Origin of the sequence: Nesterenkonia sp. DZ6, assembly GCF_022565835.1 — a bacterium.
Lineage (GTDB): Bacteria > Actinomycetota > Actinomycetes > Actinomycetales > Micrococcaceae > Nesterenkonia.
In genome coordinates this window covers 447,509-460,643 of the sequence record NZ_JAJOYW010000002.1, presented here as the reverse complement: position 1 = coordinate 460,643, position 13,135 = coordinate 447,509, and the positions used below count along the sequence as shown (strand labels likewise).

At 69.1% G+C, this 13,135-nt stretch carries 10 protein-coding genes and 2 tRNA genes; 7 read left to right on the top strand and 5 right to left on the bottom strand.

Features of this window, described 5'->3' with window-relative positions; all coding sequences use genetic code 11:
- Window positions 1-83: 83 nt before the first annotated feature.
- Window positions 84-155 (top strand) — tRNA-Thr (locus LTH93_RS07815).
- Window positions 156-254: 99 nt separating this feature from the next.
- A tRNA-Met gene (locus LTH93_RS07810) sits at window positions 255-328 on the top strand.
- 201 nt (window positions 329-529) lie between these two features.
- Here LTH93_RS07810 and LTH93_RS07805 read toward each other — a convergent pair.
- Complete coding sequence (locus LTH93_RS07805; RefSeq protein WP_241470594.1) at window positions 530-2,095, bottom strand: alpha/beta fold hydrolase; 1,566 nt, start codon at window positions 2,093-2,095, stop codon at window positions 530-532.
- 182 nt (window positions 2,096-2,277) lie between these two features.
- Here LTH93_RS07805 and LTH93_RS07800 point away from each other — a divergent pair, with 182 nt between their 5' ends.
- Both LTH93_RS07800 and LTH93_RS07795 read left to right on the top strand, forming a co-directional pair.
- Window positions 2,278-2,565, top strand: coding sequence for a hypothetical protein (locus tag LTH93_RS07800; RefSeq protein ID WP_241465430.1), 288 nt, complete (start codon window positions 2,278-2,280; stop codon window positions 2,563-2,565).
- Window positions 2,516-3,001: a serine hydrolase gene (locus tag LTH93_RS07795; protein WP_241470593.1), complete on the top strand. Its 486-nt coding sequence runs from the start codon at window positions 2,516-2,518 to the stop codon at window positions 2,999-3,001. The genes LTH93_RS07800 and LTH93_RS07795 overlap by 50 nt, the downstream gene beginning before the upstream one ends.
- Before the next feature lie 316 nt (window positions 3,002-3,317).
- Here LTH93_RS07795 and LTH93_RS07790 read toward each other — a convergent pair whose 3' ends face one another.
- From LTH93_RS07790 to nirD, 4 genes are all read right to left on the bottom strand, one after another.
- Window positions 3,318-3,974 (bottom strand): TMEM175 family protein, encoded by a 657-nt coding sequence (locus LTH93_RS07790; RefSeq protein WP_241470592.1) that lies wholly within the window; start codon window positions 3,972-3,974, stop codon window positions 3,318-3,320.
- A gap of 220 nt (window positions 3,975-4,194) precedes the next feature.
- On the bottom strand, window positions 4,195-6,348 hold the full coding sequence (locus LTH93_RS07785; RefSeq protein ID WP_241465427.1) for a DEAD/DEAH box helicase: 2,154 nt from the start codon (window positions 6,346-6,348) through the stop codon (window positions 4,195-4,197).
- A 533-nt stretch (window positions 6,349-6,881) separates the two neighbouring features.
- The gene (locus LTH93_RS07780; protein ID WP_241465426.1) at window positions 6,882-7,643 is read right to left on the bottom strand and encodes a sirohydrochlorin chelatase; all 762 of its coding nucleotides are present in this window, start codon (window positions 7,641-7,643) and stop codon (window positions 6,882-6,884) included.
- A gap of 10 nt (window positions 7,644-7,653) precedes the next feature.
- Window positions 7,654-8,037: a nitrite reductase small subunit NirD gene (gene nirD, locus LTH93_RS07775; RefSeq protein WP_241465425.1), complete on the bottom strand. Its 384-nt coding sequence runs from the start codon at window positions 8,035-8,037 to the stop codon at window positions 7,654-7,656.
- 260 nt (window positions 8,038-8,297) lie between these two features.
- Between nirD and nirB the strand changes: the two genes are divergently transcribed.
- From nirB to LTH93_RS07760, 3 genes are read left to right on the top strand one after another with little or no spacing between them, the layout of a single operon-like run.
- Entirely contained in the window at window positions 8,298-11,051 is a 2,754-nt protein-coding gene (gene nirB, locus LTH93_RS07770) for a nitrite reductase large subunit NirB (RefSeq protein ID WP_241470591.1), read from the top strand.
- The gene (cobA, locus tag LTH93_RS07765) at window positions 11,048-11,863 is read left to right on the top strand and encodes a uroporphyrinogen-III C-methyltransferase (RefSeq protein ID WP_241465423.1); all 816 of its coding nucleotides are present in this window, start codon (window positions 11,048-11,050) and stop codon (window positions 11,861-11,863) included. Before nirB ends, cobA begins: the two co-directional genes overlap by 4 nt.
- Entirely contained in the window at window positions 11,863-13,056 is a 1,194-nt protein-coding gene (locus LTH93_RS07760) for a uroporphyrinogen-III synthase (RefSeq protein ID WP_241465422.1), read from the top strand. Before cobA ends, LTH93_RS07760 begins: the two co-directional genes overlap by 1 nt.
- Window positions 13,057-13,135 lie beyond the last annotated feature (79 nt).

Below are 13,135 nucleotides of genomic sequence, written 5' to 3'. Positions count from 1 at the left end.
GAGACACCCGGTCAGGGGAGAGGCAGCTCACCTCTGACCGATTTTTGAACGGTGCTGAACTGGTGGTAGAGTTCAGTGCTGTTGCCCCAATAGCTCAGTGGTAGAGCGCAGTCTTGGTAAGACTGAGGTCGCGGGATCGATTCCCGCTTGGGGCTCTGATTGGGAGCCCGCGCAGCGCAGCACATTGCGCGGCGCGGGTCTTTCTCATTCAAGCCGATTCTCCTCCTCCCTGGCGGGGTGGAGGGTCGGGGTATGGCGGTGTAGCTCAGCTGGTTAGAGCGCACGACTCATAATCGTGAGGTCGGGGGATCGAGCCCCCCCACCGCTACCGAGAACGCCGCACAGGCGACCTGCATGTCGGGCCCCTACGCTTCACTGCGTGGGGGCCCGACGTGCATCCGCTGGCGTCAGCGAGGGGTTGAGCAACGAATATGCGAACTGCCCGTGCGCGCCAGTCCGCTCCGCCGTGGACCCGTGGGAAGACCTCCAGCCGGACCGTCTCAGCGTCCACCCGGGAGTTCAAGACCCTTCAGCGGTACGTGGCGGTCTCGGTCAGGACCTGTCGGAGAATCGCTGCATAGTCGTCTGGCCGTTCGAAGGAGGCCCGGTGGCTGGATGCGGGCAGCTCCACCCACGTCTTGGCGGGGGCCTCCAGCCGGTCGAACCATTCTCGGGCCGGCTCGACCCGGCCGCGTGCTTCATGCTCACCCATGACGACGTAGACCGGGACGTCGAGACGTGGTGCCTCGTCGCGCAGGTCCACGTCCTGCAGCTGTGGGTACAGCAGGGAGTACGTGTCGAGCAGGCCGCGGATCGCGTTCACCTGGTCCATGAAGGTGTTCTCCGGCACCCAGATGGTCGCGGTCATCTCGGTCGAACCGTCGAACTCCGGGTAGGAGTAGATGGTTCGCTCCGTACCGACGATCGCTGTGTAGTCGAGCATGTCCGAATACGGCGGCGGACCCTGCGCGATCAGCTGCGCCTCGAGCTCCTCATCCTCTGTCGCGCTCGCCAGCTCCAGGCTCTCGTCATAGAAGATCTGGTCGGTCTCGCGGAGATCGACCATCTGCCCGGTGCCCACGAAGGCCCGATATCGCTCCGGGTGCTGCTGTACGGCCAGCACTCCTGGGAGCGTGCCCCACGACTGGCCGGTCAGGATGATCCGATCCTGGGCGAACCGCTCGCGCAGATGCTCGGTCACCTCGAGCGTGTCATCCACCACCCGTTGCAGCGTCATGTCCTCGACCGGGTCGATCGCGGAGTACGACTTGCCGGTCCCCGGCTGGTCCCAGGTGACCACGACGAAGTCCTCTTCCAGCGACGGGTCCAGCCGCATGGCCCCCAGGTCTGTGCCCCCCGGCCCGCCGGCGAGGTGAAGCAGGACAGGGTCCTCCACGTCTGAGCCGCGGATCATCAGGGTCTGGTCTGACCCATTGACCGACACGGTGACGAGCTCGGCGATGCTCCCCTCCACGGGTTCACCGGTGGCGTCGAGGACCGGGGCCGTTGACGCGGGGCGGGCGGCCAGGGCCGCCAGCACCAGCACCGTCACACCGGCCAGCAGCACCCCCGACCAGCCCCACCTGGTCATCCGGGTCGGACCACCTGTCCTCCGGAGGGCCGCGACCTCGACGCCGAGACGACAGCCCAGGATCATGGGCACCAGGACCAGCAGCCCGTGCACGCCCCGCCCGGCCAGGAAGCCGAGGACCGCGATGAGGGAGTCGAGGCGGATCTCGTCGACGGTGGCACCGGCCGTGCCGAGGCGGGCCACCTCGAACACGGTCAGGAAGACCACGGGGGTCAGCAGCATGCTCCACCGGCTGCGCAGCAGGGCTCCCGCGAGCACGCCGACTGTGAGCGCGCCGAGCATCGACCACAGCACCTCGCCGGCGTTCAGCGGGCCGCGGGGGGTTGCCCAGGCGGCAATCAGTCCGGCGCCGCCGGCCACGAGCACCGCCAGGACCACCGACACAGTCATCGACGGCTGGCCGTCCCGGACACCATGAGCCGGCGGGCTGGAGCCGCTGACGCCTGAGGTGGCCTGGGGCCTACGCTGCCGTTTCGGCCCCTCGGCGGCGCGCGTGTCACTCATGGCAGTCCTCCATCTGCGCGCCCCGCATCCGGGACGACTCGACTGACACGACCACCGTACGACGGCGCACAGACGACCACCAGGGGCCGATGCCCGACCAGAAGTGACCAAAGGTCCTGTCCTGCGGGCCGGGACGAGGCGCATGCTGAGCTCGGCTGCAGGGGACCCACTGCTGCAGACCCATGGTGCCATCTGGAGGTCCAGGCGACGGCGACCCCCGCGCCGCCGATCGTGGCGGCTGCCGCAACCTGCTGACCACCCAGTACGGCACCTTCTTCACCCTCTTCGCCGACGACCACCGTGCGGAGAACTTCAGGTCGATGGACCGGATCTTTCCTGCCACCGGTGTCACCGCCACAGACGACACCTGGGCGTTCGATCGCGCCGAGCAGTCTCTGCCCTCGACCTATCGGTTCGAGGGTGAGGACCACGCCATGGGCGCCAGACGGCCACATCTCCAGCCTGGGTGACGAGGTCACCGACTACGTCCCACAGCTGACCGGCAGCGGCTACGACGGCGTCACCATCCGCCACCTGTTCACGATGTCCAGCGGAGTCGAGTTCGACGAGGACTACGACTCGCCGCTTGCGGACGTCAACATGATCTTCATCCGTGCGTTCGCTCTCGAAGAGCCCATGCTCGACTATTACGCCAACCTCGAGCGGGAACGGCCGCCCGGCACTTCCACAACTACGTCAGCTCCGACACGGGGGTCCTGGCCGAGGTCCTCAGCAACGCCACCGGCACCTCGGTCGAGGGACTACCTGCGCCTGGGGCGCCTCTACCTCAACGAGGGGAGGCGCGACGGGCAGCAGGTGCTGCCCGTCGGATGGGTTGAGGCCTCCACGACGCCAGAGGCCCCTCACCTGCAGGGGCCAATACATCTGCGTCAACCCCGCCCGTGAGGTGGTGATCGTCAAGTCGAGCACTGACCATCACTTCGATGACAACGACCACGAGACCATCGCGGCGTTCCGCGCCATCGCTGAAGCCGCAGCACCTTGAAGCATGGGTAGACACGGCACGCTTTCAGCTTGGGGCTCACACTTCGAGTGACCGTGCGATCGCGCATGGGTCATCAGCTTCAGCGTGTGCGACCAGCCAGGAGAATTCACCGCCATCGTGCTCACCTTCGCCGAGCATCGCCAACTATTGGTTGACCCACCGTCGTCTTCTGACGCGGGCCGCTGCGCGATCAGCGCGACCGCCGTAGCCGGTTGGTCAACCCCAGACCGCGTAGGCATCTGGAGCTCGCCGGCGCACGAGCGCCTCGGCTGGCCACGTCAGCAACAGCATCACGAGGCCGGCCACAGGCGCCGCGAACGAGACCGCCAGCGCGAGCAGCGTCACGGCCGTGCTCGATCCCCACCCGGCCACCACCCATCGGAACAACCCCTGGGGCATCGGCCGCCACCACGCGTCGACCGCGCCTGCGCGCAGCAGCAGGCCCGGGTGCAGTATCGCGATCAGACTGAGCAGCAGCAGGTACGGCACGACCGTGCCACGCAGCGTCGGGTCCCGACCGAGCAGGCTCGTCGGGTAGGGCACCAGCGCCACCGCGCCGAGCAGTGCGAGATTGATCGCGATCAGGCCCGGCTCGACGAACCCCAGGACCGCGAAGAACCGGTGGTGCACCCACCAGAAGTTCGCGACGACCGCGAAGCTCACCACGAAAGCGATCAGCTCCGCTCCCTGGCCGGAGACGGCGCCCATCGTGGTGTCGAGTCGTACCCCGGAGGCCTCCATCGTGGAGAACACCAGCAGCGTCATTGCGATCGCGAAGAGCGCGTCGCTGAGGTTGAGCACCCGGGCGAACTCCTGCGAGTCCCGGCCGTAGCGGCGGCGGCGGAGGGCGTCCTCATGGTCGCGGTGCGGCATGACGTGACTCTACGCGCGTCCCGACCGATCTGTCCGTTGCGGATCCCGTGGTCTACCGACTTTGCATTCCGCCGGGTCCCTTGGTGCTGCCTGTAAGCCTCATTCACGAATTCCTGCGGCCAGGGCTGTCCCAGCAGCACACCCGAGCAGCCCCAACTCGTCATCCGGGCCGGACCGTCCGCCCCGCATCCGGGACGACCTCGACTGAGGCGACCACCGTTCAGGATGCCTGCGTGCTGTCCCGCTCTCTCAACGCATCCTCGAGAAGCGTGACGAGCGCCTCGAGCTGGATGTCGGCGGAGTCAGGGATATCCTGGTCGGTCCCGTCAAGAGCCCGGGCCGCCAGCCCCGCCTTGCTGTCGATGAGCTCGGCGATCTTCGTGTCGAGGGTCTGCGCGGCGATGATCCGCCACGCCGTGACCGGCTCCTCCTGGCCGATGCGGTGGATGCGGTCGATGGCCTGGGTCTGCTCGGCGTGGGTCCACGACAGTTCCGCGAGCACCATGTTCGAGGCGACCTGCAGGTTGATGCCGACGCCGGCGGCCGTCAGTGAGCACACGGCGACGGCGACGTCCGGGTCGTTGGTGAATGCGTCGATGTGCTTCTGTCGAGCCGATGCCGTCTGGTCGCCGCGGATGGAGGCGTACCGGATGCCTTGCTTGGCGAAGGTCGCCTCAGCGGTGTCCATGACATCGATGTGCTTGGCGAAGAAGACGACCTTGCCGGCGCTGCGGGCGAGCTGCGCGGCGTAGTCGGCCGCGAGGCCGGCCTTCGCCTGGCCGATCCGCCGCGTCATGGTGAACACGTTCTCGTTCGACTTATTCGTCGTCTTGCTCGCCCGCTCCCGCGCGGCGACCTGGCGGACGAGGACGTGGTCGATGCCTTCGACGACGTCGCCTGGCGCCTGTGCCGCCAGCGCGCGCTCATAGCGCGTGAGGAGACGACGGACGAGGCTCTGTTCGGCGGCCCGGATGGACCGCCCGGCCTCGTCGTCGAGCTCGACCGGGACGTCGGCCACGCGGCGGGCGGGCAGGTCTGCGGCCACGTCCACCTTGCGCCGCCGCACGATGCCGCGGTCGATCACGGCTGCGCGCGCGGCGGCGGAGAAGCCGCGGTCGGCCGGTGTCAGACCTATCTGCTCGAGCGCATTCATCAGCTCACCGAGCGGCTTGGTCTCATCGACCCAGCCGAGAAACTGCCAGATCGCCTTGAAGTCCTCGATGTCGTTGATCAGCGGTGTGCCGGTGAGGGCGATGAGCAGCGGGTCGGCGATCCGCGTGCGGATGCGCTCGGAGAGCTGCAGCACGTTCTGGGACCGCTGCGACTTCCGGTTCTTGATGTAGTGCGCCTCGTCGACGACCATCCCGCGCAGACCCAGTTCGCGGAGCCAGCCCGCGTGCCGATCGAGCACCTCATAGTTGACGATGATGATGTCCGCGAAGCCGTCGATCCGCTCCCCGTCGCCGTGGACCACCGTCGCGGGGCGGCTGGGCGTCCACAGCATGGCCTCGCGCGCCCAGTTCATCTTCACGACGTTCGGCACGACGACGAGCAGCGGGTAGGCGTCCGCCGCCTGAGCGGCGAGCAGCGCCTGGGCCGTCTTGCCCAGGCCGGGCTCGTCGGCGAGCAGGAACGTCCGGTGTCCTGCCGCCGCGGCGGCGACCAGCCTTGCCTGGTGCGGCATGAGTTCCAGCCCTTGGGTCGCCCGGCTGGCGGTCGGCTCTGGCAGGTCCATGCACGAGAGTGCGCCGCCGTCGGCGAAGGACCTCATCAGCGGTTCGATGAGCTCCCAGCCGACGAGGCGACGGGGCGCGGCGGTGCGCTTGGCGACGGCGGAGTAGTCAGGTTCGAGGAAAGGGTTCGCGAGCTGGCGAGATGCCACCGAGGCGGGCACCACCCGGCGCTGCGTGTCCGCCTTGGGCTCGGCCGGTTCGGGCTGTCCGGACTGTCCGGGCTGTTCGGCGGGATCTTCCGGCACCTCGATGCCGGCGGACTGGAGGAGCTCGCGGCGCAGCGAGCGCGCACGATCGGAGATGACCGCGTCGTCGGCGAGCAGCCCAAGCAGGGAGGGGTCGCGGGCGGCCGTCGTCGCGAGGATGGTGGCGATGCCGTCGAGGCGCTTGAGCTCTTCGGCGCCCCGGGCCCCCGGTTTCGTCTCCTCCGCCTTGACGCGGGCGCGTTCCTCGCGCATGAGAAGTGCCACGACCTGGAACTTGGTCCGGGTCGAGGGCAGGTCGAGACCGCGCTGTACCGAGGACTCGACCTCGCGGACTACCTTGGCGAGCAGGTGGATGATGCCGCCGTCGTCGTGTTGGCGGGGTCGCCGTCGGGTGCGCGTGCGCGCGACGTTCTTACGCTGGGCTCCTCGAGCCACGGAGTCCTCCTCGAAAGCGATTGGTTCTTCACATCGGCGGGACGGTGTCCGCACCGCACCCGCGGCGGGGTGAGGGACATCCGAGAAGTCTCGGCAGAGACGTCCCGGAGCACAAGCTGGTCCAGCGGATCCGCAAGAGATCGACGCGTCGAACGGGTCCAGCCGCGAGGGCCCCGCCAGCGTACCGCGTGCTGGGCGCCTCTCAGCCCTCGGGAGAGCGTTCACGACGCAGACGACGCCCGGACACCGCCAGGACGTGCGCGTTCCGGCGCTGCCCGTTCGAGCGTATGGATGCCGGCGTGCTGGAGATCCTATTGTGTCACCGTTCTCCGGTCGGGACAGGACAACTGAACGCGCTGACCTCATGCATGACGCCCGCGAAGGCCGAAGAGGGCAGTCCGCTGACTCAGAGGTCACCACTCAGAGGTCACGACGCAGAGCTCTGGACCTCTGCCCCGGGCGGTTCGATGCAGCTCCGCACGACCCCTGCATCTGCTGGTTCATCGGGAGCAGCAGCGCACCGGGTGGACCCGTCAGCGTGCCGCCTGCGAGGCTGTGGTCAGGTCTGCCAGTCCCGCGGCGAACCGGTCGAGGATGATCTCCACCAGCTCCGCCGGTGCCTGCGACGAGTCCTGGGGCAGCAGCGACCGGGTGACCACGTCGGCGCCTGCGCGTTCGAGCAGCTTCTGGAAGTAGCCCGGTGCCAGCAGATAGCTGATCAGCACGACCCGGCCCCGCGCGGTGCTCCGCGCCTGTGCCACTGTGGTCTTCACCGAGGGCTCTGCGAAGGAGAGGTAGGCGTCCTGGACCGGGCGGCCCAGCCGGGCCTGGAGCCGAGCCGCCATGTCCTGACAATCCCGCACGGCCGAGCTGTCCGAGGAGCCCGCTGCGGCGAAGATCAGGGTGTCCCGCGCGGAGTCGACCCCGGCCTGAACCATCCGGCGCAGCAGCAGATCCACCAGCCGGTCATCGGGGCCCAGCGCACCGCCCACGGTCACCGGACGGTCCAGATCGGCGGTGTCCTCCCTGAGGTCCACATTGACGTGGAAGCCGGCGGAGAGCAGCAGGGGCACGACGACGACGGCCATCTCCTCGGGCAGGGAGGCCAGGCTGGCGGGGACGTCAGGCTGCTGCACATCCACGTGCCCGAGCCTGACCGGATCCGCGCATCCCCGCGCGGCGGCGACCTCCTGGACCCGCTGCGCCAGCTGCGCGACCAGGCGCTGTCCCTCAGGATCGGAGGTGCCGTGGGAGACGGCCAGCAACGCGGCAGACGTTTCGACGGCGTGGGTCATCAGAGAAACCTCAGACTTTCACCTCGATGAATCCGGCTTGGACGCGCACCGGATAGGAGTTCAGCTGCAGCGCCTCATCGCTGAGGCACTGACCGGTGGCCAGGTCATAGGGCTGCTTATGGATCGGTGAGGCCAATGTAGGCCGGCCAGCTCTGGACCCGACGATACCGCGAGACATCACATTCGCGCCGGCGCAGGGATCCAGCTGGGACACCGCATGCACCGTCTCGCCCTGCAGCCGGATCAGCGCGATCTGCGTGCCCTGGACCAGAGCGGCCTCGCCCCACATCGGCTCCAGGTCCTCCAAGCGGCACACCCGATGCCAGAAGGGCTCGGTGCCTGGGGCTCCGGCAATGGACGTGGGCGTGTATGCGGTCGTGGTCGCGGTGCTCATCGCCCCAGCCTAGGCAGGAGCAGTTTCGTCCGGAACGCCAGCGTGTAAAGCCCTGATGACGCTGATCTCACCAGCGCTGAGAACAAGATGAGGACCTTGTCATATTGGTGTTACAAACGCGACACCGCTGAGAAATCGCGTGTTCCTAGGCTGGGGCGAACCCTCGACGGTCCGGCGCACCCCTATCGAACACCGAAGACCTCCGCCAGATCGACGTGAAGGCAGATCGCACTCATCGGCTACCGCGAAGGTGAACTCCCATGGACGCAACCCCACACTCGGCCCCGGCCGGGACCGAGCGGCATATCGCCGTCGTCGGAGGCGGCCCCGCCGCCCACCGGCTGACCGAGGCCCTCATCGCCCGGGACCCCGTCGGTCTCCGGATCAGCGTGTTCACCGAGGAAGCGTCGGCCCCCTATGACCGGGTGGCGCTGTCCCGACGCTTCGCGCAGTTCGACGATGAGCTGCTGCTGGGGGACCCGGCGCTCTGGGCCGATCCCCGGGTCCAGCTGCACACCGCCACCGCGGTGACCCAGGTTGACGCGCAGGCCCAGACGCTGCGCACGGCGGCCGGTGAGGTGTACGGCTTCGACGAGCTGGTGCTCGCCACCGGATCCTCCGCGCCCAGGCCACCGATCGAGGGCAGCGAGCACATCGCGGTCTACCGAACCCTGGACGACGTCGACTGGCTCCGGCAGCGCGCCGCCGAGCTCAGCGCCGAGCTGGGCCGTCCGGCCCGCTGCGCGGTGATCGGCGGCGGCCTGCTCGGCCTGGAGGCGGCTGGCGGGCTCAAGGGCCTCGGTGCCGAGGTCACGGTGGTGCATTCCCGCCCCTGGCTGATGAACGCCCAGGTGGACGAGTTCGGCGGCCGCACCCTGAACCGGCTGCTTCAGCAGGAGGGCTACCGGCTCCAACTCGGCCACCGGCCCACCCGGATGGCCGTGGACCCAGAGGCAGGACCAGAGCAGAGCCGCTATACGCTGGAGTTCGCGCAGGGCCCCGACCTGCCCGCGGACCTGGTCGTCGCCGCCATCGGCATCACCGCCCGCGACGAGCTCGCCGCTGCGGCAGGAATCGACTGCGCCGAGCGCGGAGGCGTGGTCATCGACGAGACCTGTGCCACCTCGGCGTCGAAGATCTGGGCCATCGGAGAGGTCGCGAGCTACCAGGGCATCTCCATGGGCCTGGTCGCTCCGGCCAATGCGATGGCCGAGGTGGTCGCGGACCGGCTCAGCGGGGGAGCAGCCTCGTTCGTCGGGTTCGACACCGCCGCGAAGCTCAAGCTCGCCGGCATGGACGTGGCCTCCTTCGGAGACGCCTTCGCCGAGACCCCCGGCGCGCTCGAGGTCGTCTACGCCGACGCCGTCGGCGGCATCTATCAGAAGATCGTGGTCACCGACGACGCCACCACCCTGCTCGGCGGGGTCTTCGTCGGTGACGCCAGCCCCTATTCCTCGCTGCGCCCGCTGCTGGGCCGTGAGCTGCCGGCCGCCCCCGGCGCGTTCCTCTCCGCCGCCGGTGGCGGAGAGCTGGACCTGGAGCTGCCTGACGACGCCCAGGTCTGCTCCTGCAAGGACATCTGCGCGGGACAGATCCGATCCGCCGTCACCGGCGACGGGACCACCCCCGGCTGCACCGACATGGCCGCGATGAAGAGCTGCACCAGGGTCGGCACCCAGTGCGGCTCCTGCATCCCGATGGCGAAGAAGATCATGGAGAAGCAGATGCTCTCTCTGGGGTTCGACGTCTCCAAGGCGCTCTGCGAGCACTTCGGCCACTCCCGCGCCGAGCTCTTCGAAGCCGTGCGGGCCACCCAGCTGACCAGCTTCACCGAGATCGTCGCCCGGTTCGGAACCCCCGCCGACGCGCAGCTCAACCTCGGCTGCGACATCTGCAAACCGGTCGTGGCCTCGATCCTGGCCGCCCAGCACGGCGCCGAGTACATCCTCGAAGCCGGTCGCGGCACGCTGCAGGACACCAATGACCGGGCCCTGGCGAACATGCAGAAGGACGGCACCTACTCGGTGATGCCGCGGATCCCCGGCGGGGAGATCACCCCGCAGAAGCTCAAGGTGATCGCCGAGGTCGCGGCCGACTTCGACCTCTATACCAAGATCTCCGCGGCCCAGCGGGTTGACATGTTCGGCGCCCGGCTGGAGCAGCTGCCGCAGATCTGGCGCCGCCTGGTCGACGCCGGATTCGAATCCGGTCAGGCCTATGGCAAGGCGCTGCGCAACGTGAAGTCCTGCGTGGGCTCCAGCTGGTGCCGCTACGGGGTCCAGGACTCGGTGGCCATGGGCATCCGGCTGGAGAACCGGTACCGCGGACTGCGCTCGCCGCACAAGATGAAGTTCGGCGTCTCCGGATGCGCCCGCGAGTGCGCGGAGGCCCGCGCGAAGGACGTCGGCGTGATCGCCACCAGCGACGGCTGGAACATGTACGTCGGCGGCAACGGCGGGGCCACCCCGGCCCACGGACAGCTGCTGGCCAAGGACCTCGACGACCCGACGCTGCTGCGTTACATCGACCGCTACGTCATGTACTACGTGCGCACCGCAGACCGGCTCCAGCGCACCGCGCGCTGGATCGAGGAGCTGCCCGGGGGCGTCGACCACGTCCATGACGTGGTGGTCAAAGACTCCCTGGGCATCGGAGAAGACCTCGAAGCGGCCATGGCCAGACACGTAGATGGCTACGAGGACGAATGGGCCGCGACGCTGCGCGACCCGGAACGGCTGCGCCGATTCCGCAGCTTCGTCAACGCCCCGGACGCCCCGGACACCGGACTGGCCTACGTGATCGAGCGCGGACAGCGCCGCCCGGCCACCGAACAGGAGAAGCTCGACGCCGCGGCAGGGGAGGGTCCGGTGCTGCTCACCGGGCCGCGCATCCCGGTGCGCGAGGAGATGGTCCGAGAAGACGCCGCCCGGGCAGGCGCGCATCAGGAGCCGGGGGAGGCCCGCCCGGGCGTCCCCGTCCCCAACAACCTGGCAGCCGCGGAGGGAAGGTCATGATGGTTCTGGGAGAGGTGACACTGATCGGAGGCGGCCCTGGAGCCGCCGACCTGATGACCGTGCGAGCCCGTGACGCGTTGGCGATCGCCGACGTCGTCTTCTACGATCGGCTCGCGCCCACCGAGGGTCTGCGCGAGTGGGCCCCGGCGGCCGAGCTCTACGACGTCGGCAAGCGTCCCGGACATCACCGGGTCGCCCAGGAGGACATCCAGGCGATGATGACCGACGCCGCGCGCAGCGGTCGACGCGTGGTCCGGCTCAAGGGCGGTGACCCGTTCGTCTTCGGACGCGGCTGCGAGGAGGTCGCCGCATGCCGTGACGCCGGCATCCCGGTGACGGTGGTCCCGGGGATCACCTCGGCGATCGCCGTGCCCGCCGCGGCAGGGATCCCGGTCACCGCCCGCAACGTCTCGAAGTCCTTCACCGTGATCTCCGGACACGACCCGCTCAGCGAGCAGGAGCTCTCCGGCCTGGCCGCTCTGGGCGGCACCGCGGTGATCCTGATGGGTGTGGGCACGCTGGGACACACCATGGCCGGGCTGCAGCGCCACGGGCTCGCCGGAGAGACCCCGGTGGGGATCGTGGAGCGCGGCTTCAGCGCCGATCAGCGGGTGCTCATCGCCCCGCTCGGCGAGATCCTCGGGGTCGCGGCCGAAGCCAGGCTGCGCTCGCCGGCAGTGCTGGTGATCGGGGAGGTGGTCCGGCTGGCGGCGACTGAGCCCTGCTCCGGCGAGGCCCGCAGCGACACCGACTCCTCTCCGGCGGTCGCCGGGGAACAGGTCATCCGCGCCATGGCCGGGGCGGTGCTCTGATGACCGCAATCACCTCCTCCGACGCCCCTCTCCCCGCCGGCGGCAATGGCGGGTCTGCCGTCAGGACTGCGCCCGAGACCGCTTCGGCGGTGCCGCAGACCTTGGCGGGCTTCCGGATCGGGGTCACCTCAGACAGACGCAGCGAGGACCTCATCTGCGCGTTTCAGCGGCGCGGGGCCGAAGTCATGCACGCCCCTGCGCTGCGGATCGTCGCGCTGACCGAATCTGTGACCCTGCAGCAGGACACCCGCCGGGTGATCGACGCGGCACCGGACTTCGCGGTCATCACCACCGCCTACGGGATGCGCCGCTGGTTCGAGGCCGCGGACGCCTATGGTCTGGGCGCGGAGCTCTTCGACGCCCTGGAGCAGGCGACCATCCTGGTGCGCGGTCCCAAGGCGCGCGGTGCGGTGCGGGCTGCGGGCCTCGATGACGACGGCTCCGCCGAGGACGAGCGCACCGCGACCGTGGTGGACATGCTGCTGACCCGTGACGTGAGGGACAAGACCGTGGCGCTGCAGCAGCACGGGGCCAGTGATGATTCGCAGATCCACCGGCTCCAGGCGGCTGGCGCCAGGGTGGTCACCGTGCTGCCCTATACCTGGACCAGGCCCGATGAAGACTCGGACCTGCTGCGCATGATCGACGCGGTGATCGAACGACAGCTCGACCTGATCACCTTCACCGCAGCCCCTGCAGTGGAGGCGTTCCTCTCGGTGGCCCGTCAGTACGGAAGGTCGGAGGCGCTGGTCGCAGCGCTGCGCGGCGACGTGGTCTCGGTGGCCGTGGGCGCTGTGACCGCAGGACCCCTCTACGATGCGGGGCTCAGCCCGATCATCCCCTCGCGCTGGCGCCTGGGCGCGATGATCAAGCTGGTCTGTGACCACCTCGAGGAACATCAGACGCTGCGCATCACCACCCGGCACGGACCTGTCGAGATGCGCGGCTCCGAGGTGCGCCTCCCCCAGCTCACCGACCAGGCGGTGCGTCTGCCGCCGGGGCCGTTGTCGCTGATGCGGGCGCTGGTCAAGGCCGAGGGGGCGGTGCTCTCCCGGGAGCATCTGATGCAGGTGCTGGTCCAGTGCGATTCCGAGCATGCCCTGGAGATGTGGGTCTCCCGGCTGCGCAAATCGCTGCCGGTCAGCGGTCTGGTGAGCACCGTGGTCAAGCGCGGGTACCGGCTCGCGGTCTGACCCTGCTCGCCGTCTCACCGGGCTCACCGCCTGACCGGGCTCACCGCCTGACCAGGCTCACTGCCTGACCAGGCTCACT